17 protein-coding genes are annotated in these 21,181 nt (G+C 49.9%); 8 read left to right on the forward strand and 9 right to left on the reverse strand.

The window, feature by feature from the left end; translation table 11 throughout:
* Window positions 1–32: 32 nt before the first annotated feature.
* Together J3369_RS03420 and rpmE are read right to left on the reverse strand one after the other, a co-directional pair.
* Window positions 33–1,286, reverse strand: a complete 1,254-nt coding sequence (locus J3369_RS03420) for a malic enzyme-like NAD(P)-binding protein (protein WP_349583810.1) — start codon at window positions 1,284–1,286, stop codon at window positions 33–35.
* A 375-nt stretch (window positions 1,287–1,661) separates the two neighbouring features.
* A complete protein-coding gene (gene rpmE, locus J3369_RS03425) occupies window positions 1,662–1,874 on the reverse strand; it encodes a 50S ribosomal protein L31 (RefSeq protein WP_303573891.1) in 213 nt (70 codons plus the stop codon).
* A 176-nt stretch (window positions 1,875–2,050) separates the two neighbouring features.
* Here rpmE and priA point away from each other — a divergent pair, with 176 nt between their 5' ends.
* The 6 genes from priA (at window position 2,051) to J3369_RS03455 (ending at window position 9,417) form a co-directional block, all read left to right on the forward strand.
* Window positions 2,051–4,222, forward strand: coding sequence for a primosomal protein N' (gene priA / locus J3369_RS03430; RefSeq protein ID WP_349583813.1), 2,172 nt, complete (start codon window positions 2,051–2,053; stop codon window positions 4,220–4,222).
* A gap of 155 nt (window positions 4,223–4,377) precedes the next feature.
* On the forward strand, window positions 4,378–4,941 hold the full coding sequence (locus J3369_RS03435) for an SPOR domain-containing protein (RefSeq protein WP_349583815.1): 564 nt from the start codon (window positions 4,378–4,380) through the stop codon (window positions 4,939–4,941).
* 265 nt (window positions 4,942–5,206) lie between these two features.
* Entirely contained in the window at window positions 5,207–5,731 is a 525-nt protein-coding gene (gene hslV / locus J3369_RS03440; protein WP_119499945.1) for an ATP-dependent protease subunit HslV, read from the forward strand.
* Between the two features lie 73 nt (window positions 5,732–5,804).
* Window positions 5,805–7,136 carry an ATP-dependent protease ATPase subunit HslU gene (gene hslU, locus J3369_RS03445; protein ID WP_119499946.1) on the forward strand — a complete coding sequence of 444 codons (1,332 nt, stop codon included), beginning with the start codon at window positions 5,805–5,807 and terminating at the stop codon, window positions 7,134–7,136.
* A gap of 210 nt (window positions 7,137–7,346) precedes the next feature.
* Window positions 7,347–8,234 (forward strand): LysR family transcriptional regulator, encoded by an 888-nt coding sequence (locus J3369_RS03450; RefSeq protein ID WP_303573887.1) that lies wholly within the window; start codon window positions 7,347–7,349, stop codon window positions 8,232–8,234.
* Between the two features lie 94 nt (window positions 8,235–8,328).
* Complete coding sequence (locus J3369_RS03455) at window positions 8,329–9,417, forward strand: alkene reductase (protein ID WP_349583819.1); 1,089 nt, start codon at window positions 8,329–8,331, stop codon at window positions 9,415–9,417.
* Window positions 9,418–9,456: 39 nt separating this feature from the next.
* Here the strand turns inward: J3369_RS03455 and J3369_RS03460 are convergent, their stop codons facing one another.
* The 6 genes from J3369_RS03460 to J3369_RS03485 all read right to left on the reverse strand — a co-directional run bounded on the left by J3369_RS03460 (window position 9,457) and on the right by J3369_RS03485 (window position 14,649).
* Complete coding sequence (locus tag J3369_RS03460; protein WP_349583821.1) at window positions 9,457–10,347, reverse strand: ATP-grasp domain-containing protein; 891 nt, start codon at window positions 10,345–10,347, stop codon at window positions 9,457–9,459.
* A gap of 83 nt (window positions 10,348–10,430) precedes the next feature.
* Window positions 10,431–10,610, reverse strand: coding sequence for a hypothetical protein (locus J3369_RS03465; RefSeq protein ID WP_303573884.1), 180 nt, complete (start codon window positions 10,608–10,610; stop codon window positions 10,431–10,433).
* A gap of 65 nt (window positions 10,611–10,675) precedes the next feature.
* Window positions 10,676–10,984 carry a hypothetical protein gene (locus J3369_RS03470; protein WP_119499951.1) on the reverse strand — a complete coding sequence of 103 codons (309 nt, stop codon included), beginning with the start codon at window positions 10,982–10,984 and terminating at the stop codon, window positions 10,676–10,678.
* 2 nt (window positions 10,985–10,986) lie between these two features.
* Window positions 10,987–11,238, reverse strand: a complete 252-nt coding sequence (locus J3369_RS03475; RefSeq protein ID WP_349583825.1) for a helix-turn-helix domain-containing protein — start codon at window positions 11,236–11,238, stop codon at window positions 10,987–10,989.
* Entirely contained in the window at window positions 11,231–13,396 is a 2,166-nt protein-coding gene (locus J3369_RS03480; RefSeq protein ID WP_349583828.1) for a peptidase domain-containing ABC transporter, read from the reverse strand. The genes J3369_RS03475 and J3369_RS03480 overlap by 8 nt, the downstream gene beginning before the upstream one ends.
* Window positions 13,396–14,649, reverse strand: coding sequence for an HlyD family secretion protein (locus J3369_RS03485; protein ID WP_349583831.1), 1,254 nt, complete (start codon window positions 14,647–14,649; stop codon window positions 13,396–13,398). Before J3369_RS03485 ends, J3369_RS03480 begins: the two co-directional genes overlap by 1 nt.
* Window positions 14,650–15,055: 406 nt before the next feature.
* Here J3369_RS03485 and J3369_RS03490 point away from each other — a divergent pair, with 406 nt between their 5' ends.
* A complete protein-coding gene (locus tag J3369_RS03490; protein WP_349583834.1) occupies window positions 15,056–16,600 on the forward strand; it encodes a hydroxymethylglutaryl-CoA reductase in 1,545 nt (514 codons plus the stop codon).
* Between the two features lie 109 nt (window positions 16,601–16,709).
* Window positions 16,710–17,723 (forward strand): hypothetical protein, encoded by a 1,014-nt coding sequence (locus tag J3369_RS03495; protein WP_349583837.1) that lies wholly within the window; start codon window positions 16,710–16,712, stop codon window positions 17,721–17,723.
* A 44-nt stretch (window positions 17,724–17,767) separates the two neighbouring features.
* Here the strand turns inward: J3369_RS03495 and J3369_RS03500 are convergent, their stop codons facing one another.
* Window positions 17,768–21,085 (reverse strand): amidohydrolase family protein, encoded by a 3,318-nt coding sequence (locus J3369_RS03500; protein ID WP_349583839.1) that lies wholly within the window; start codon window positions 21,083–21,085, stop codon window positions 17,768–17,770.
* Between the last annotated feature and the right edge of the window lie 96 nt (window positions 21,086–21,181).

A 21,181-nucleotide genomic window follows, 5' to 3' on the forward strand; every position in this document is an offset into this window, starting at 1 on the left:
GGCCCGTAACAAATGAAGTCAGTCTGCTTCAATCAGTCTTTGTTACCCGTGTATTTTGCCGGTAAGGATTCAACACCGGCAACGCCTGAGTCAATCGCTGCCTGTGCAACGGCACTGGCAATACGGTGAAGCAAACGGGGATCCATAGGTTTAGGGATGATGTAATCTTTCCCAAACGTCAGCGATGCTGATTTACTGGCTTTCAGCACTTCTTCAGGCACAGGCTCTTTCGATACTGAACGTAAAGCTTCAACCGCTGCGACTTTCATTTCGTCATTAATGGTTGAAGCACGCACATCCAGTGCACCACGGAAAATGAACGGGAAGCACAGTACATTGTTCACCTGGTTGGGGTAATCTGAACGGCCTGTGGCCATGATCAAATCACTACGTACCTCATGGGCCAGTTCCGGTTTAATTTCCGGATCAGGGTTTGAGCAGGCAAATACCACCGGGTTTGGTGCCATCAGTTTTAAGGTTTCAGGAGGCAGAACGTCAGGACCGGAAACACCAACAAAAATGTCCGCACCATCCATAACATCGTCAAGGGTACGTTTGTCCGTGTTGTTGGCGAACAGCATTTTGTGTTCCGTGAGATCGTCGCGGCGGGTATGAATCACCCCTTTACGATCGAGCATATAAATGCGCTCACGCTGGGCGCCGCACTTGATCAGCAGCTCCATACAGGCAACGGCGGCAGCACCGGCTCCCATACAAACAATTTTGGCGTCTTCGATGTTCTTGCCCTGAATTTCCAGCGCGTTGAGCATACCGGCCGCTGTTACAATGGCGGTACCGTGTTGATCGTCATGGAATACCGGAATCTTGCAGCGTTTAATCAGCTCCTGCTCGATTTCGAAACATTCCGGCGCCTTGATATCTTCAAGGTTAATACCGCCGAATGTATCAGCGATATTGGCAACCGTGTTGATGAATTCTTCAGTAGTCCGGTGTTTAACTTCAATATCGATGGCATCCAGCCCGGCAAAACGCTTAAACAGTAACGCTTTACCTTCCATCACTGGTTTTGATGCCAGCGGACCTAAATTGCCTAATCCGAGAATGGCCGAACCATTACTGATAACTGCAACCATATTACCTTTAGCAGTATAGCGGTACGCTGCATCCGGATCTTCGGCAATTTCACGTACCGGCTCGGCTACGCCGGGGCTGTAGGCCAGTGCTAAATCATCTACGCTGTCAGCCGGAGTCGACAGTTCTACCTTTATTTTGCCCGGAGTAGGGTATTCGTGGTAATCCAGGGCGCGTTGTCTGAAATCTGACATTCTTTTGTGTGTCCTTCTCAGGGTTTGGTCTTTGCACAACTACTACTTGTCGTTACTGCGCTAATCTGTTGTTTTCGTTATAAAGCGCAGCTTGCGACAAATGTAACACAACGCCTTTCACAGTACATATCTGATCAGGAGCATATCTTATGCTTACTTTAGTTGGCAAAGGGCGGCTTCACAAAACGGAATTATCAATGCCGGCTATTGATGAAATTTATAAATAAACTTTAATTTATGATTTATTTTATATGGCTGGGCGGGCTGTTGAGCAAAGCGTAACGGGACAAGCACCGGTTAAGTATTTTAGATAACGGATTTAAGGCACAAAAAAAAGCGCCGTAAAGGCGCTTTTTTCGTAATTCAATGCCGGACTTATTTTTTGCCCAGTGCACCAAAACGCTTCTTGAAGCGGTCAACACGACCACCAGTATCAACGTTACGCTGCTTACCAGTGTAGAACGGGTGGCAGTTTGAGCATACGTCCAGGTTCAGTTCTTTACCTGCAGTAGAACGTACTTTGATAACATTACCGCAAGAGCAAGATGCAGTAATTTCTTCGTAAGTAGGGTGGATACCTTGTTTCATGGGTTACCTCATTATATAAGGCCGTATCGCAATCCAGCCCGAAGCTGAACACCATACGCAACTATATTCAATACAAGGCACAACTGGCCTTGCCGTAAAGAGCGGCGCATATTAATGTATGACGCCGTTTTGATCAAGAACGATAAGTAAAAAAGTGCGGAAAATATAGGCAGATTATGCGTTTTGTTGAGGTTGCGGTTCCTGTACCGTTACGACAAGCTTTTACCTACTCCTGTGACACGCTACCGGAAGCAGGCTGCAGGGTCAGTGTGCCTTTCGGCCCCCGCACATTAACCGGCGTTGTTCTGGGAGAGGCGGAAACGCCGGAAAACAGCGGAAAAATCAAACCGGTTCACCAAGTCATTGATGACAGACCGGTGCTCGACAGTGTGATGCTGAAACTGTGTCACTGGTTATCCCAGTATTATCTTCATCCGGTGGGTGAGGTTATTCACACCGTCTTACCGGTCCTGCTGCGCAAGGGCGAACCGGCGAATCCGGTGGAAGAAATCTGGTGGCATGCCGGCGATAACATTGATGAAAATCTGGCGTCCCTGAAGCGGGCGAAGCGCCAGTACGCTTGTCTTGAGGCACTGGCGGATGAACCCGTACGCGAAGGCGATCTCAAAAACACCTTTCCTTCCTCCATCATCAGCGCACTGGAAGAGAAAGGCTTTGTGTACAGCGAAAGTAAACCGCCGCCCCTGCGACCGAAAATGTGGCTCGATTATTTTCAAGTTGGCAAGAAGCCGTTGCCTGATAAAGAGCAGGCGGTTGCCATAAGCGCATTGTCGCAACAGGCCGGTAAGTTTGCGCCTTTTTTGCTGGAAGGGATCACCGGAAGCGGGAAAACCGAAGTCTACCTGCAGGCCATTGAAGATATTCTTTCTGCCGGGAAGCAGGTATTGATTCTGGTACCGGAGATTGGCCTTACTCCGCAGACGGTTACCCGTTTTGCCAACCGCTTTGGTATCGATATCGGCGTATTACATTCCCAATTGAATGACAAAGATCGCCTTTCAGTCTGGCAGCGTGCGCGGGAAGGTGAACTGGGCATCATTATTGGTACCCGCTCTGCGATTTTTACGCCAATGAAATTCCCGGGCATGATCATTGTGGATGAAGAACATGATGATTCATTTAAGCAGCAGGACGGGCTGCGATATCATGCCAGAGATCTCGCAGTCATGCGCGCCAGTACTGAGCACATTCCTCTTATTCTGGGCACCGCGACGCCTTCACTGGAAACACTGAACAACGCCCTGACGAAGCGGTATGGTCACCTGCAACTGACCCGGCGGGCCGGCGGCGCTTCGAACACCCATCAGCAGGTACTGGATGTACGGGACCAGCGTATGCAGTTTGGTATTGCCGATGGCATGCTGAGCATCATGCGCCAGCATTTATCGATGGGAAATCAGGTACTGGTATTCGTTAACCGGCGGGGTTACGCACCGGCGCTGCTTTGCCATCATTGTGGTCATTCTTATGATTGCCGCCGGTGCGAACGGCCCTACACGGTTCACCGCACACAGCAACGTTTGCAGTGTCATCATTGCGGCGGCGCCAGACCGGTACCCCGCCAGTGCGAACATTGCGGTGAAAATAAACTGATTACTGCCGGAGTGGGAACGGAGCAGATTGAAGATGGTCTGGCGAAGTTGTTCCCCGTCGTGAAACAAATCCGTATCGACAGCGACTCGGTGCGGGGCAAAGACAAATTGCAACGTTCTCTGGATGACATTAACGCGCAGAAGTATCAATTGCTGATCGGTACGCAGATTTTGTCAAAAGGGCATCATTTTCCCCATGTGACTCTGGTTGTTGTACTGGACTGCGACGGCGCCTTATTCAGTGCTGATTTCCGCGCCAGTGAAAAGCTGGCGCAACTGGTTACTCAACTGGCGGGGCGTGCAGGCAGGGCATCGAAGCCGGGGGAAATGTGGCTACAAACGCATAATCCGGGACACCCGTTGCTGCAGGATTTAGTGCACAACGGTTACGCGCATTTTGCCCGCCAGGCGCTGGAAGAAAGAAAGTTATCATGGATGCCGCCCTTTCAGTCTCAGGCGGTGATCCGTGCTGAAGCCACTAATGCTGAACAGGCGTGGGATTTTCTTGAACAGGCGGGGTCGCTGTTGCAAAGGCCGTCGGTGAGATTAAACGGGCCGCTTCCCTGCCTGATTGAGAAGCGTCAGGGGCGTTACCGTTTCATGCTGGTCCTGCAGTCAGCGCGGCGTAATGATATCAACGGGTTACTCAGAAAAGCCTTACCGGTATTATCAGCGATGCCAGTGGCAAGCCGTGTTCGCTGGTCACTGGATGTTGATCCCTCTGACTTCAGTTAGTATTCGCTTCTTAACGCATATAGCGGCAGCATTTTCGGATAATTCACGATACACTGCTGTGCGGTTTCACCGGAAAGCGCTGATTTAATCACGTGATAATCAGCCAGCAGGTGATGCTTTTTTCAAACAATATTTGACGGGATATTACGCCGGATATGGCACAACGTGATTATGTAGCTCGTGGTCGTGCGCCACAAAATAAAAAGAACAACAATAAACGCAAGCCGCCTTCGCCGGAGACGAACCGGACTAAGATTTGGGCACGTCTGATGGTTGTGGTGATCGCTATTCTGGGTCTTATTTATTTCCTGTTCTCTATTAAAGACAATGTTGATGAAACGGCTGACTCGCCGATGGAACCACTACCGCAAATTGTCGAAGAAGAGGAATTGCCTGAGCTGCCCAAGGAAGAATGGGAATACATTAAATCGTTACCCGGCTACGAAGTCGAAGTGGAAGTAGCGGAGCAACAAAAATCCGACAAACTGTATTTACTCCAGTGTGGTTCATTCCGCACCCGCTCGCAGGCTGAAGAAATGAAAGCCAAAATCGCCTTTCAGGGTCTTGAAGCACAGGTCCGTGCCACTACCGGCTCTAACGGTGAATGGTTCCGTGTCATCATGGGGCCGTTACAAACCAAACGTGATGCAGAAAGAGCAAGACACAGCCTGAGAAAAGTAAACATCACCACCTGCATGATCCTGTACTGGAATCTTTAAGGCTGAAAACCTGGCCCTTTTAGCCGGATTCAGAAGAAGCCATTACAAACACGCCGTAAACACATCCATGTGGGCTTGGCAGCAGCTTCCTTGCTGCTGACGGTTTGTAATGGCTTCTTCCTGCTCCGTCTGCGGGCCTGACACCGGACTTTATTGATGCTGGTGGATTGTCCCTTGAAAAAATTATCTCTTCCCCCACTTATCTCTTCATTGAAATTAATTTGCTGCGCGACAGCCAGCGACACCCGGAATATGGGGAAGTGTAGTGACTACTATTGTATCTGTAAGACGCGACAATCAGGTCGTCATTGCCGGAGACGGACAGGTTTCTCTGGGCAATACCGTAATGAAAGGCAACGCCAAGAAAGTGCGTCGCCTGTACCATAATAAAGTGCTCGCCGGTTTTGCCGGTGGTACTGCTGATGCATTTACGCTGTTCGAGCGTTTTGAATCTAAACTCGAGATCCATCAGGGGCACCTTACCCGCGCTGCGGTGGAACTGGCCAAAGATTGGCGTACTGACAGGGCGCTACGTAAGCTCGAAGCGCTTCTGGCGGTGGCTGATGAGACGGCATCTTTCATCATTACCGGTAACGGTGATGTAGTGCAGCCTGAAAACGATTTAATCGCTATTGGTTCCGGCGGCGCTTATGCGCAGGCGGCTGCAACGGCGCTGCTGGCAAATACTGAATTGTCAGCCCGTGAAATAGCAGAAAAGAGTTTAACCATCGCAGGGGATATCTGCGTATATACCAACCATCACCAGACGGTTGAAGTACTGGATTATTGATCGACTGCAGGCCGTATGACGGTCATGCAGCCGGTAGCTGAGCACCATCAGCGTTAGTAAGAGAAGGTTTATTATGTCTGAAATGACACCCAGAGAAATTGTTCACGAGTTAGATCGCCACATCATTGGTCAGCAGGACGCAAAACGCGCCGTATCTATCGCCCTGCGTAACCGCTGGCGCCGGATGCAATTGCCGGAAGAGCTTCGTGTTGAAGTGACGCCTAAGAATATTCTGATGATTGGTCCAACCGGTGTGGGTAAAACTGAAATTGCCCGCCGCCTGGCGAAGCTGGCAAATGCACCTTTCATTAAGGTTGAAGCCACGAAGTTCACTGAAGTGGGCTATGTTGGTAAAGAAGTTGAGACGATCATCCGCGATCTGACAGATATCGCGGTAAAGCTGACTAAAGAGCAGGAAATGACGAAGGTCAAATTCCGTGCTGAGGAAGCGGCGGAAGAGCGTGTGCTGGATGCTCTATTGCCACCACCGGAAGACGTGTGGGGTAAAAAGGAGCAGGTTGAAGACCGTGGCACCCGTCAGGCATTCCGTAAAAAGCTCCGTGAAGGTCAACTGGACGACAAAGAAATTGAAATCGATGTCGCACTGCCGCAAATGGGTGTTGAAATCATGGCGCCTCCCGGCATGGAAGACATGACTAATCAACTGCAGTCGATGTTCCAGAACCTGAATTCTGACTCGCAGAAGAAAAAGAAAAAACTGAAAATCAAAGATGCGCTGAAAATGCTTACTGAAGAGGAAGCTGCCCGTCTGGTAAATCAGGAAGATCTGAAAGAAAAAGCGATTCATGCGGTTGAACAGCACGGTATTGTGTTCATTGATGAAATCGATAAGATTTGTAAGCGTGAAGGCAACAACTCTGCAGATGTGTCCCGTGAAGGTGTGCAACGGGATCTGCTGCCACTGGTGGAAGGCTCTACTGTATCGACTAAGCACGGTATGGTGAAAACTGACCACATGTTGTTTATCGCATCCGGTGCTTTCCAGATGAGTAAGCCCTCTGACCTGATCCCTGAGTTGCAGGGCCGTCTGCCAATCCGTGTTGAACTGTCAGCACTGAAAGTGGAAGACTTTAAACGTATTCTGACTGAACCGAATGCAGCACTGACAGAGCAGTATCGCGCGCTTATGGCTACAGAAGGCGTGACAATTAAGTTTGAAGAGTCTGGCATTCAGCGAATTGCTGAAGCGGCCTGGCAGGTAAATGAGCGCCTTGAGAACATTGGTGCCCGTCGTCTGCACACGGTGCTGGAGCGTTTGATGGAAGATATTTCTTTCGATGCATCCGAGAAGTCCGGTGAAACTTTTACTATCGACGCCGCCTATGTGGACTCACACTTAGAAACGCTGGTGGATAACGAAGATCTGAGCCGCTTTATTCTGTAAGGCTCTGTTTGTTACTTACCACATGAGTCGCTGCCGGGCTGAACGGTAGCAGTTCATCAATAACACTAAAACGCGCGACTGTCTGACGGTTGCGCGTTTTTTGTTGCCTGCAAAGTTGATAGCGTCGAATACGTCAGGTTTCTTTCTGGTTATTTGTATAAAATGGAATTAGTAACCCGCTATCTTTGTGGAAAATGAAAAGGTTGAGCAATGCCGGTTAATGCCAAAACAGAAGATTTAGAAGCCTTTGTAACGGTGGTGGATACCGGTGGTTTCTCTGCCGCCGCAGCGCTGCTGGATCAGCAGGTTGCCAGGGTATCACGCTCGGTAACGCGGCTGGAAAAGACCCTCAACGTTACCCTGTTTAACCGCACAACCAGACGGGTAGAGCTGACGGAAGAAGGTGAGCTTTTCTTGCGTTACGCCAGAGACGGTCTGAACATGCTGGAAAAAGGCGAGGAGGCATTGCGACTGCTCGGGCGGACACCATCAGGCAAGCTGCGGGTTGATGCAGCCAGCCCGTTTGTATTTCATCAGCTGACACCGTTAATAGACGGGTTCTGCCGCACCTATCCGGATATATCTCTGGAGCTGACCAGTCACGACAGCATCATTGACTTACTGGAGCATAAAACCGATATCGCCATTCGTATCGGCGATTTAAGTGACTCCAATCTCCATGCCAAAAAGTTAGGGCGAAGCCGGTTACATGTAGTTGCAAGTCCGGAATACCTGGCTAAACATCCGGTCAGCGGCGATATTACAAGTCTCTCGCAGCATCGTTTAATTGGTTTCAGTGACGCGCCGCATTTAAATAACTGGCCACTTAAAAGTCCTCAGCAGCTTACATTTGCTATCAGTGCCTCAAGCGGTGAAACTGTGCGGCAACTTTGCATTGCAGGGCAGGGGCTGGCGATGCTGTCACACTTTATGACGTATGAAGATATTGAGGCCGGCCGGTTGGTGCCTGTGCTGACAGACCATGTCCTGAGTCCGAACCGGCGGGAACTGGTACAGGCGGTATATTACCGTAACAGTGCCGTGTCTTCCCGTATCTCTGCCTTCCTGGATTATATCGCGCCGCGTCTTACCCTATAATTGCAAAAATAACAAAAGTGTTTTTAATTTATTGCTGTTAATGCTTTAAATAAGCTGCGATATGCTTCATCCATTGAAAATGGAAGGAGACTTTATGAGTCTATTATTTAACAGTATTTCTCTTGCCGGCAAAACGCTGAAAAACCGTATCGTCATGCCCCCGATGACCCGCTCAAGGTCAACGCAGCCCGGTGATGTCGCCAACGATTTAATGGCTAATTATTATGCCCAGCGTGCCGGTGCCGGTTTGATTATCAGTGAAGGTACGCAAATCAGTGAATTGGGCAAGGGTTATGCCCGGACCCCGGGCATTTACACCGGAGCGCAAGTCGAAGGCTGGAAGAAGGTCACAAATGCCGTTCACAAGGCGGGAGGTGTGATGTTTGCGCAACTGTGGCACGTTGGCCGCGTATCCCACGAAAGTAATACGGGTGGCAGGCAGCCGGTTTCTTCTTCAGCGCTTCAGGCTGAGGGCGTGAAGGTATTTATCGACGAAAATAACTCACCGGGTTTTGTGCAGTCTTCTGTACCCAGAGCACTCAGTAAAGAAGAAATCAAAGCGGTCGTTGAAGAGTACCGGCACGCGGCGCAATGTGCCAAAGAGGCCGGATTTGATGGCATCGAGCTGCATGGAGCCAATGGCTATCTCATCAACCAGTTTCTTGATTCACAAGCCAACAACCGTACTGATGAATACGGCGGCAGCCTGGAGAACCGTCTGCGGTTCCTGAAAGAAGTCGTGTCTGCTGTCAGCACTGTGTTCGACAGCAGTGCAGTGGGGATCCGTCTGGCTCCGCTGACGACGTTGAACGGTGCGGTAGATGAAAACCCTGAACAGACGTACGTTGAAGCGGTGCGGGCCCTGAATGAGTTAGAGGCCGGCTATGTACATATCGCTGAAGCAGACTGGGATGATGCGCCGGAAATGGCGGTAAGGTTTAAACAAGCGATCCGCGAAGCGTTTGACGGTATTTTGATTTATGCCGGCAAATATACCCGTGACCGCGCTGTCCAGGCGCTGGAAGAAGGATGGGCTGATATGATTGGTTTCGGTCGTCCCTTTGTATCGAATCCCGATCTGCCTGCCCGTTTACAACAAGGCATCGCGCTGGCTGAGCATGATCCTGATACCTTGTTCGGCGGCGCAGAAAAAGGTTATACCGATTATTCTGTCGCGTCATAACGGTGATCTGAGATCACTTGGTTTATCAACAGCAGCGGACTAGTGTTCCGCTGTTGTTATCAGCGCCCGGCATAAGGTTTCTGTGAGCGGGTGCTGTGTTTCATTTTCAAATTTCAAAAAGTACGGGCAGGGATTCGCTTCCAGGAAGAAAAACTCGCCTTTGCTGTTACACCGCCAGTCAATGGCACACCATTTCATCCCGAAAGCGGCGCAAATTGTTCTGGCCAGTGAGCGAATATCCTCAGGGATGTTTGTAGCCTGCGCCTCTGCGCACTCATCAGTACGGTAATCCGGCTTGTCCGAGTAGATAACACCGGAAAACACCTCATCACCAATAACGTACGTCCGCACATCAAGCCCGTCAATCCATGTTTGTAACGTTACCGCACCGGTATCCTGCTGATGCAGAAGTTCACTGATATACACGCCATGCTGACGAAGCAAGGTGGTATGGGCACCACCGGAAACAGGCTTGATAATGACATCCTGAAACTGCTCAGCAAAGTGTTTAAGGGCTGTGGCATCATTACTGATGAACGTCCCGGGAATGGTGGCGCCCAGTGCTGATGCTGTTTGCAATTGCACGGGCTTGGCCTGGTGAAAACGAATGGCGCTCAGCGGGTTATACCAGCGCTCAGGCTGATGATAAAAAAGCGGTGACAGTGCACTGATTTGATTTTTACCGGCAACAGGATCTGCTGCTGGTGGAATTGAAAAGCGTTGCCACCAAAAGGCGCCGGCTTCGTCAAGATCCACGTATTCGTTATCGACAACAAGCGTGAAGGCATTTTTAAGCGGTTGCCATTGCAACTTTAACTGATCGCCCAGGTTCGCTGTATTGAGGATCAATGTTTCTTGCTGAAGATCGTGAAGTGTTGTTACTACATGCTGTAATTGATGGTCTGATTCATCACCCAGACAAAGAATCATACATTACGTCCTTGTTAAAAATGACGCTGACGCCAACAGGTGCGGGAGACAACCCTGTCCGCGCAGCATCATCAGGCCTGAAATCAGTAAACCGATTCTTCCGGGTAATCGCCACCATTTTCACCCAGCGCCAGGGTGAAATAGCGGGGCGGGATTAAGATGGCTTTGGCTTCTGTGACCGGCGTAGTTTTTATAAGACCGGCGCCTGATACTTCGCAGGCTTCTTCATTCGTTAACGGGCGTGGTGTGGTTGTTTCTTTCATGATGTTCTCCTTGAACAGGTTATTTTTCCGTTATGGGTTTCGTTGCGCATAACTCACAACAGGTTTTAGTTTACCGGGTCTTCCGGCGCTGTCTTCTGGCTAAAAGTCCGGTTATCGCCCACGCCGGGTTTCAGATAGGGCGACTGGCCTACTGTGTCTGAAACCCCTTGCAGGTAACAGGTTAAAATGGTCTCGCGCAGACTCATTATCCAGCACAAATTAAACGTTAAACCCACCACCCACATATCGGGTAATGTGCTGGTAATCGCGAAATACAACAGGCAGCAAAGCGAAGCTGCCGCCATGGGAATGAGACTGTTCATAAACAGGACTTCAGTCTCAAACGCCACGGTTTTATTGATGCGAAAGGACATTGCTACCCCTCTTGCTCTATCCGTGTACCGGGCTGATGAAACTGGCGGTAGTAACTCGCCATCAGTGAGGTACGGTTGTGGATATCCAGCTTGCGGTAAATGTTGGCGCAGTGAAATTTCACCGTTCTCTCGCTGATAAATAGCTGGGAAGCGATTCGCTTATTCGGCAGCCCTTCCATAATTTTATGGGCAACCTGCAATTCCCGGCGGGAAAGCTGCTCCAGGCGATCATTGATAGGGGTTGGATTAGTCATGACTCTCTCCTTGTTGTTCAATAACGGGGTTGGTACTGACGGGGTAGATTTCGGTTAATTTGCCTGCCTCAAGGCGGAAAACACGGTCTGCCATGGCGATGGTTTGCGGCCTGTGGGCGATAATAATGCGGGTGATGTTCAGCTGTTTCAGGTTGTGGTTTACCTGTGCTTCGTTGTGCATATCAAGGTGACTGCTTGCTTCATCGAGGAACAGGATCTGCGGCCGTTGATACAGTGCCCTGGCCAGCATAATCCGCTGGATCTGACCGCCGCTCAGGGTGCTTCCCATGTCGCCGACCAGTGTCTGGTACTGCATTGGCATGGCTACAATGTCATCGTGAATACAGGCCAGTTGTGCCGCGCCTGCTGCCCGCTGAATATCCGGGGAATCACAATAGCCGGCTATATTTTCAAGAATACTGCCGTTGAGCAGGGCGTCATCCTGATAAACCGCTGAGGATACGCCCTTCAGCGCGCCCTGACTGACAGGCTTTGTGCCGAAATATACTGAGCCTGAACAGAGCGGGTGTATACCGGTAATACATTTAAGTAACGTAGATTTTCCGCAGCCGCTTGCGCCGGTGATCGCTATGGCTTCGCCGGGGGCAACGGTCAGGTCGATATTTTCAAGTACCGGTGCTGAAAAGCTGTCGTAAGCATAGCTGACCTGTCTGAGGGATAAGGTTGCCGGGCCGGCATTATCCGTGCCGTCAACACCGGAAAAGGCAACAGTTACGTCTTCACATTCAGCCAGCACCACATCTGACAGCCGGTCAATGTGCAGCGATAACATACGCCATTCCAGTGCGGTGGTGATCAGACTTTCAGCGGCGGTAACAAAGCGGTTTTTGTAGCTGATAAACGCATACAGCATACCGGTGGTCAGTGCATTTTCCATGGCCATCTGTGCGCCAAGGTAAATCACCACAATGTTTTCAGCTCCGGTGATGACCTGTTTGGCAATACTGATACGCAAACCCCATTTGCCAATACTGATGTCTGCATTTAAGGATGATGTCAGCCGGTTCAGCCAGTGGCCGTGGCGGCTCGCCTCCAGGTTAAATTGCTTGATTGTCTGAATGGCCCGCATGGATTCGATGAAGTGCGTTTGCTCCTTTGAAGCCAGCTCCAGTTTGTCGGCGTGATGAGGCCGGACGCAATGCCAGGCAAACACGCGGAACAGCGCATACAAAAAGGTGATAACAATGACTACCGTGGCCAGAAGCGGCGCATAAACATACATGACTGCCACTGTCACCAGTGCCATCAGTCCGTCCATGATCACGGTAATGAAGCTGGCAGTGAGAAAATCCCGCAATGCATTTAATGAACTGAAACGGGAAATAATGTCGCCGGTGTGCCGGCTGTGAAACCATTTTAGCGGCAGTTGCAGTAAATGACTGAATACCCTGGCGCTCATCAGCAGTTGCAGGCGGCTGGTGAAGTGTAAAAGGATATGTTGGCGTAACGCTGAAGTCAGACATTCAATTAACAGAAAAAGCGCAAAGCCTATAGTTAATGCAGTCAGAAAGTCAGACGATCCTGCGGGCAAGGCATCATCTACCACCATTTGCATGTAATAAGGAGACAACAGGGCAAATAACTGAATAAGCAGGGTAATACAGAAGGTAAGCAGCAAGGTTCTGCGAAGCCCGCTGAGACCTGAGAAGAAACTGCTGATAGTGAGTTTTGGGGTAGCCGTGACCGGTGTAAAAGCCGGGGCCGGAGATACTTCCAGAGCAATGCCGGTGAAATGATCGGAAAAACGGGATAACGGCATTTTACGTTTACCCGTAGCCGGATCATGAATGGTTACGCTGTTTTTGTTCACTGCGATGAGTACCACAAAATGCTTCATATCCCAGTGAACTACGCAGGGCAATTGCAGCTTTGGCAGGTCGTCCAGATCCAGTTTCAGCGCTCTTGCAGATAAAGAAAGGCGCTTAGCGATGGTAATAATATCTCCCAGCGTGGCCCCTTTCAGTGACAAGCCATATTCCTGCCGGAGTTCTGCCAGTGTTCTTTTATCGCCATGGGCCTGCAATATCATACACAGGCAGGCCAGTCCGCATTCTGCGGCTTCCGCCTGATACACCACCGGTGTTTTAACAGAGCGGCGAAGGGAAGGGAGCGGGTTTGCTGATAAGAGGGCCTGCATTACCACGCTCCTTTTACAGACAGTAACGGTGCGAAAAGCCACTCAATCAGGCTGGACTCCCGTGTCGTCACATCGGCACTGAAGGTCATGCCGCTTCTCAGTGGTGTTTCCTGTCCGTAGGTGGCGATGCTTTGTTTATTCAGCGAAACCTGAACCAGATATGCCGGTTCGTCTGTGGTGACAGGAAACCATTGCTTACTCTGTGGCTGGATAAGATCGTCGGATATTAGCGTAATAATACCGTCAACGGTGCCGTATTGCTGATAAGGGAAAGCATCCAGTTTAATGCGGACTGACTGACCCTGTTGCAGTAAACCTGATGACCGCGCTGGCAGTAACACCTTGCCGGTAAGGGTGTCAGAAGAGGGTTGTATGTTCAGTAACGGTTTAGACGTATTGATGAAGTCACCGCTACGTACAGACAAATCGGATACGACACCAGCTCTTGATGAGGTAATTACCTTCTTGTGCTGACTGTCCCACTGCAGCATCTGATTGCGTAATGCACTGAGTTGATGCTGAAGGTCAAGGCGCTCCTGCTCCTGACTGGCGGGGAGTCTCGTCAGCTCATGGCGATTTTCTTCAAGATAGGCGAGTTTACTTTCACGCTCCCGCTGGTATTCCAGTAATTCCTGTTTCAGCGATAACACAGCACGGGCGGCACTGAGATGTTCATTTTTCGCCAGCAATCTGGCATCGGCGAGGGTTGCCATTGAGTTTGCAGACGTTTCTGCCAGAGCGATCCGTTGGGCTACCAGCTCAATGAGTCCGTTAAGTTTGGTAATATCCCGCTCTAGCTGCTTGCCGGTAGTTCTGGTCGTAGCAATAGCCAGCTTATGGGCAATTGTGAGGTAGCGGAGTTGTTGTTCAAGCTGTTCCTGCTGAACTTCATACTGACTGTGCACCGCAAAATGCACGTCTTCGCCGGAGCCCAGCGTCTGGCCGCTGTTGATTTGAAGTAAGGGGGTTCCCGCCTCAACCTCATCGCCATTTTTCACGAGAATGGCGGCAACCCTTCCGCCGGTATTGTCCGGATAAACCGGCGTACTGCCCTCTGACATTTCCAGCCAGCCGTTGATCCGGGTGAAGGTTTTGTATTCCTGACTATTCAGATACCAGGCCATCACGATGACCCAACCTGTTACCATCAGGCAGATCATCCTGACAGGCAAAGACGGTAAAACAAATACGTCTCCCTGACTGGCTGTCAGCTGATGTTGCAAAGCCTGTTGTCTGAACAGCTTGTGTTCCATGAGTTACTCCTTGCTAAATAAAAGTCCGGCAGATTACCCCTGAACAGCATCCTTAACTGATCAATTGAATCCCTGGCATCGTAGTCCCTGACACCTCCTTTTCCGGTAACAGGGGCAATCTGTCGAAAACACATCAGCGTCCTGCTGACGGAATTAAATTTACAAGAAGCAGTGCCGGAGGCTTTCAAATCACGGACACTGGATGATTTGTGTACAAAAAATGTGCGTTATGTCCGTTTTTGTTAAGTCATGTCCGTTTCAGGCAAGTCCGGAAAGGTTGACGGGGGTCAATCCGGTGGCTGGTTTGACCGGGAAAGAAGTGAAATTGTTGTTAACTGACGCTACTGTATTACATTGATAATAAGTGCGTCTCAAAAAGCGTCAGCCATTAAAAAGGAAGTGCCTCATGTTTATCCCCAGCATGCTTTTAAAGCAGTTGTATACTCACGGCAGTCTGCAAAAAACGGAAGATGGTTTGTGCTTTATGCTGAAAAACCGCTTGAAAGACGCCAGTATCAGCGAAATTTTACATATCGTGCTGGATGGCAATCATATTCCGAAAGAGAAAATTACCCTGAAAGTCGGGGCGGATATGCTGCTCTCTGCTGAGGAAATTAATGCAAAAGGGGATATTTCCTTTCCGCTACGGGAAGTCATTACGGTCTTTTTGAACGTGCGGGCAAAGGCCGGGCCTGAAAAGCTCAAATTGGGGCTCTCTTTTAAAGCCTCTCCATTCGGTAAACTGAAGTTTGAAGTCGAAGACTATATTTCGGACATCAGTGCCAAACCTGAGGGGATCCCAAGAGATCCTCACGACGATTATCAGGCAGAAATCATCAAAGCCCGTCAGGCATATTTTGCTTCTGCAACCGGCGCGCCGGTGAATCATGTGGGCAACTATTCTATCGATCCCAACACACTCAAAGGCAATATTGAGCACTTTATTGGTGTGGCGCAGGTACCCATTGGCATAGCGGGCCCGCTCAGCATTGACGGAGAATATGCGAAAGGCGATTTTGTAGTGCCGCTGGCTACCACTGAAGGCACGCTGGTGGCATCTTATAACCGTGGCATGAAGCTATTGAATATGAGCGGTGGTGTAAAAGCAACGGTGGTTGATGATGCCATGCAACGGGCGCCGGTTTTTGTTTTTTCTGATGCGCGCGGGGCACGGGATTTCGTTAAATGGATAAATAAAAATATCGAAAAGATCCGTGATGAAGCAGAAGCAACGTCTTCGGTGGCGAAGCTCACTTACATCGACCATTTCCTGTCTAACAAATTTGCGTTTCTCCGTTTTAACTACAGGACCGGAGATGCTGCCGGTCAGAATATGGTGGGGCGCGCCACATTTGCTGCCTGTGGCTGGATCATGGATCACTACGAAGGGATTGTGAATTTTTATCTGGAGTCTAACTTTGCCACCGACAAAAAGGCCTCGCAGATAAATATTATGCGGACCCGGGGGAAACGGGTTACTGCAGAGGCTACCATCAAGCGCGAACATTTACTCAGCGTAATGCGGGTGGAGCCAAAACAAATTGATTACCATGGCAGAGTCGCTGGTATCGGTTCGTTTTTATCCGGCGTTAATAACACCGGCCTGCATTCGCCCAACGGTATCACCGCCATGTTTATTGCCACGGGACAGGATGTCGCTAATGTCTCTGAATCCTCGGCGGGGATCATGTACTCCGAGCTCACCGATGAAGGGGATTTATACGTTTCACTGACTATCCCTTCTCTGATTGTCGCCACCTACGGCGGTGGAACCGGCATAGGTACACAGAAAGAGTGCCTGGAGCTAATGGATTGTTACGGCAAAAATAAGGTGTACAAGTTTGCCGAGATTGTAGGAGCGGTGGCACTGGCCGGAGAGATCTCGCTGGCTTCGGCCATTTCTTCATCTGACTGGGTGTCATCTCACGAACAATACGGACGTAACCGGTAAGTGAGACGCCGTTCGGGTAACATTCTGAAACTTATCTCCCTTTGCGCAGAGAACTGACCATGCAGTAAACTTTACCGGTGGCATGGTTAAGCAAACAGGGAGTGTTGTTATGCAGAAATCTGCTCAGTATCGTCTTATCTATTTCGTTCTGATGGTCGCTACATTTGCCGGCGGCTATTACTTTTTACCTGACACGATCCGGTTACCGCAGGATAAGTGGCTTACCGCACTTTTTGCAGGCTTGTATTTTATTATTTTGCCTGCAGCGTACTATGTTTGTGTTGTTGTGAAAGGCAAACAGAAACTGTGGAAAATAATTATCAGTTTTAGTCTCGCGGCGGTGGCCGCGCGGTACACCTTTCCTGAAGATCTTGCTGCTTATTTTGAGTTTATTTCCTGGCTACGTTATCCCATTGCGGCAGTGCTTATTATTCTCGAATTTGCACTGGTTTATATGGTGGTTAAAAGCTTGTGGAAAGCCCGCCATCTTCCCGGTGATCCGAGATTGCATGCTCATAAAGCGTATGCAGAGGATGACAAAAAACGAATGACTGCTGTTTTATGGGCCCATGAACCGGCATCCTGGTTTTATGCCATCCCCCGGTTTACCCGCCGGCATGTGTCGCCCGTGGGGAAACTACATACCAAATCAGACAGCGTGATTTATCAATGCGTGCTGACAGGCGGAATAGTGATGGCAGCTGCGCTCTCATACTGGCTTTTGGCTGAATGGAGTAGTACCGCAGCGGTTATCGTTTGCAGCCTGATCCTCTGGACGATGATTTCTGCCGTTGCCAGTATCCGTATAGGGAAGCATTTCTCGCTGTACATTCAGAACGATGATCTGGTTATCAATCCGGGGTTCTACAGTACCCTGTTTGCCAGGCTGTCTGCCATTGAGTCTGCAGAGGCAGGAAGCTGGAGCAGAGCTGACTATGGTGATGCATTGATTTTGGGGCAGGGTGATGAAGCTAACGTGCGCATCCGGTTCAGTAAGCCGGCGCTGTTATATTCAATGATGGCGACATTTGAAGACTGGCAGGATGAGGTTTATCTTATTTGCCGCGATCCACAACAGGTCGCTGACAGTCTCAAACCTGCAATGGCGTTGCCAGCAGCATGAAATAAAAAGGGCGCCTTATCAGGCGCCCGTAGAGGTTTAAGGTATCAATGCCTCCAGTGATACATATGCGCTTTGGCGTTGATTTCCTGCGCAGTCTCTTCCGGCATAAACAGTTTATTATCTGCTTCGAAGAAGAACGGCTTACGCTGTTTGCGGCTGCCCACTTCATTCATCGTCGCAGCTTCATAAACCCGTCCGTTCAGCACGGTATACTCAACAAATTCGCTTCTGCGGATATCGCTCAGTACATCACCGTCAATCACAACTAAATCGGCCAGCTTACCTTTTTCTATACTGCCAAGGTCGTTACCCATGCCTAAGTGTTTTGCACCGTCAATGGTTCCGCCACGCAGGGCTTCCCATGGCGTGAAACCACCCTGAGCCATACTCCACAATTCCCAGTGAGCGGCTAAACCTTCACGCTGGCCATGGGCACCGATGTGCACGCTCACACCTTTATCGCGCAGTGTTTTTGCATACGCTGCCACTTCGAAGTGATTGTACTGGTTATCCGGTGCGGTAGGACGGCGGATAGCACGGCTGTCGAGAATGGTTGACGGCACATAGCGTAGCAGGCGTTCGTTCTTCCACACTTCAGTTCTGTCGTACCAGTACTCTTCGCCCATCAGGCCACCATATGACACCACGAAGGTTGGCGTGTAACCCGATTCTGTGGCTGCCCATAACTGGTTAACATCATCATAGCCTTTCGCCACAGGAAAACTGTGCTCAAGGCCGGTATGTCCGTCTACCACCATGGTCAGGTTCTGCTGCATCTTACCGCCGCCTTCCGGCACAACCATCATCTGCTGTTCGTGTGAAGCCCACAGAATTTGCTGACGTTGATCCCGTCGCGGCTGGTTATAACTTTTTACTGAAATTGCACCCGCTTCTTTCAGCCTTTCAACATGGAAATACGCATCATCGTAGTTGTTGATAATGGCTTTATAACCCAGTGACTCGGCACCGTATAAAATCGCGCCGGTGGAATAAATGCGCGGAGCAATAATATCGCCATGTCGTTGCAACTCTGAGGCGGCAAAGATTTCAGTGGTGTCGTTGGACGGATCGTGAATCGTGGTCACACCAAACGCTACGTTGGCAAATTGTCCCCAGTTTTGTTGAGGAATAATTTCGTTACGCCCCTGAGAACCGTGAGCATGGGCATCGACTAAGCCCGGAATAATGGTTTTTCCGCGGGTATCGATGCGCATGGCGTCATCAGGAATAGTAATATCGTCAAGTGAGCCAACAGCTTCAATCCGGTTATCGCGAATAAGCACTACGCCGTTTTCGATGACTTCCTGTGTGTTATCTGCATCACGCATGGTAACGACTTTACCGCCAACCAGCGCTTTGTAGCCACCGGGTTTATCTGCCTTCGATTTGAAAGACAGGTTCATGCCTTTGGTTTCCGGTTCAGGCAGTGCATCTTTTTCTTTACCGGCAACAAAAGTAAATGCATCTTCCAGTGCGCGCTCGTAATACACCGGTCCGTGGAACCAGCCTAACGACGTACTATCCGGACTCCAGTTCAGGTACTCGCCGGCACGGGCAGACAGTTGTGTAACCGGTAATGATGTCATGTCCGGTCCCAGCGTAATTTTCTGACCGTTGTCTACGAACGGTGCTACGTAGGTCTTGAACTGGTAAACAAACGCCACCCACTTTTTGTCATGAGACAAACGGTATTCGCTGACTTTATCCGCACCGTATAAATGCGTGCGCTTGTCTTCACCGCGTAAATCTGTGCTGCTCAATTGCGTTTCAGGGTAAGCAGACCCGCCGGCGCGTTCAGTGAAATACACACGACCGTCATTTCCGGCAAAATGGGGTTGTGCACCACTTTCGCTGACTCTGACTTCAGTGTAGTTCTTCAAGTCTGCCACATATAAACCGGGCTCTACCGAATAAGTAGGATCTAACAAATAGCCGCCGCTGAATTTCCTGAATGCGACATAACGGCCATCTGGCGAGAAGCTTGGCTCTGCATAGTGTCCCGGCTTTTTGGAGATCACTTTACCTTTGCCACCTTTGGCGGAAACTATGCGTACATCACCCAGCTTTTCGTCATTCCAGGTGGTGTAAACGATGAATTTTCCATCGTTGGTATAACGGGGGAAGTATTCATCGTGCTCGTTTTGTTTCGTCAGGCGGGTCATTTTTCCGCTTTTAATATCTTTCACATAAAGCTTGCCCAGGGCCTGGAATAAAATGCTTTTGCCGTCCGGCGATTTTTGTGACCAGCGAATCATTTTTACATCGAATTCATCCGGTGCCACATCCACATCAAAGCGCAGTGCATCTGCATAATGCAGTGTCGCTTTTACGCTGACATCAATATCTCCGATATTGCCGGTTTTAATGTCGATGTTGTGAAACTTACCACCTGTCCAGTAAACCAGAGACTGGCTGTCGGGCATCCAGTCGTAATAGGCAAAGTAGCCTTCTGAACCAAAGCCTTCCTGCATATCTCGCTCAAGGGTAAGGGTTAGCGGTTTCTCAAGGCCGGTTTCCAGCTCTTTGAGAAAAAGCCCGGTTTTGTTTTTTACCCTGCGGATAAAGGCGATGTATTTACCGTCCGGTGAGGGCACAGGTACAATAGCGCCGCCGGTGCCACTGATAAAACTGTCCTCTTTACCGGTTTTGCGGTCGAAGCGGGTGATGTCGAAAATCCCTTCGAGGGGATCTCTGTTGTACTCGAAGCCTGCACCCGGCACGGTGTTGTGGGTGTAATAGATGTACTGGCCATCATGTGAGAACACCGGGTCGGCAATATTTTGCTGGTCGGCGTTCCCGTGTTCGCGGGCTTTGATTTGCAGACCGTCACCACCGGCAATGTGATACATCCAGATTTCACCGGCCGGAATACTCCGGCTGGACATAATCCCTTTGGTGGCAACAATGTACTGCCCGTCCGGACTCCATTTCGGAGAATGAATGATGTTTTTCTTTTCCGTAGTCACCTGACGCAAATTACTGCCGTCGATATCCATCACCCACACATTGGACAAACCGCCACGGTCTGAAATAAACGCAATATGCTTACCGTCCGGCGAAATGGCGGGATGAATATTCCAGGCAAAATCCTGTGTTAGCGACGTCGCAGCGCCGCCGGATAAAGGCACTTTATACAAATCGCCCAGCATATCGAACACCATAAATTTGCCATCCGGTGAGATGTCCAGGCTGGACCAGGTGGTTTCGCTGGTTTCAATATCCACGCTGTTAAGTGCAAAGGGGGGCTTGAGCACATCCCAGTTTTCGTTTTCTGATTTGTTTGTCGTTGCGGCCAGTGCAGCACTGCTGCCCAGCATCAGGCTGACAGCGAGTGCCAGACTGTTTCGGGTGTTTTTTATCATTATGCGTTCCGGTAAAGGTACTTATTGTGTGTTATGCGGCTGGCTGGCATCAATGCCGGCGAACAGGCCGTTTCCCGTTCAGAAGCATACGACACG

Origin of the sequence: Alteromonas sp. NFXS44, assembly GCF_040148705.1 — a bacterium.
Lineage (GTDB): Bacteria > Pseudomonadota > Gammaproteobacteria > Enterobacterales > Alteromonadaceae > Alteromonas.

Excerpts from the sequence above, each read along its gene's own strand:
- J3369_RS03420 (WP_349583810.1), bottom strand. The coding sequence starts at position 1,286 with ATGTCAGATTTCAGACAACGCGCCCTGGATTACCACGAATACCCTACT.
- rpmE (WP_303573891.1), bottom strand. The coding sequence starts at position 1,874 with ATGAAACAAGGTATCCACCCTACTTACGAAGAAATTACTGCATCTTGC.
- priA (WP_349583813.1), top strand. The coding sequence starts at position 2,051 with ATGCGTTTTGTTGAGGTTGCGGTTCCTGTACCGTTACGACAAGCTTTT.
- J3369_RS03435 (WP_349583815.1), top strand. The coding sequence starts at position 4,378 with ATGGCACAACGTGATTATGTAGCTCGTGGTCGTGCGCCACAAAATAAA.
- hslU (WP_119499946.1), top strand. The coding sequence starts at position 5,805 with ATGTCTGAAATGACACCCAGAGAAATTGTTCACGAGTTAGATCGCCAC.
- J3369_RS03450 (WP_303573887.1), top strand. The coding sequence starts at position 7,347 with ATGCCGGTTAATGCCAAAACAGAAGATTTAGAAGCCTTTGTAACGGTG.
- J3369_RS03455 (WP_349583819.1), top strand. The coding sequence starts at position 8,329 with ATGAGTCTATTATTTAACAGTATTTCTCTTGCCGGCAAAACGCTGAAA.
- J3369_RS03460 (WP_349583821.1), bottom strand. The coding sequence starts at position 10,347 with ATGATTCTTTGTCTGGGTGATGAATCAGACCATCAATTACAGCATGTA.
- J3369_RS03465 (WP_303573884.1), bottom strand. The coding sequence starts at position 10,610 with ATGAAAGAAACAACCACACCACGCCCGTTAACGAATGAAGAAGCCTGC.
- J3369_RS03470 (WP_119499951.1), bottom strand. The coding sequence starts at position 10,984 with ATGTCCTTTCGCATCAATAAAACCGTGGCGTTTGAGACTGAAGTCCTG.
- J3369_RS03475 (WP_349583825.1), bottom strand. The coding sequence starts at position 11,238 with ATGACTAATCCAACCCCTATCAATGATCGCCTGGAGCAGCTTTCCCGC.
- J3369_RS03480 (WP_349583828.1), bottom strand. The coding sequence starts at position 13,396 with ATGCAGGCCCTCTTATCAGCAAACCCGCTCCCTTCCCTTCGCCGCTCT.
- J3369_RS03485 (WP_349583831.1), bottom strand. The coding sequence starts at position 14,649 with ATGGAACACAAGCTGTTCAGACAACAGGCTTTGCAACATCAGCTGACA.
- J3369_RS03490 (WP_349583834.1), top strand. The coding sequence starts at position 15,056 with ATGTTTATCCCCAGCATGCTTTTAAAGCAGTTGTATACTCACGGCAGT.
- J3369_RS03495 (WP_349583837.1), top strand. The coding sequence starts at position 16,710 with ATGCAGAAATCTGCTCAGTATCGTCTTATCTATTTCGTTCTGATGGTC.
- J3369_RS03500 (WP_349583839.1), bottom strand. The coding sequence starts at position 21,085 with ATGATAAAAAACACCCGAAACAGTCTGGCACTCGCTGTCAGCCTGATG.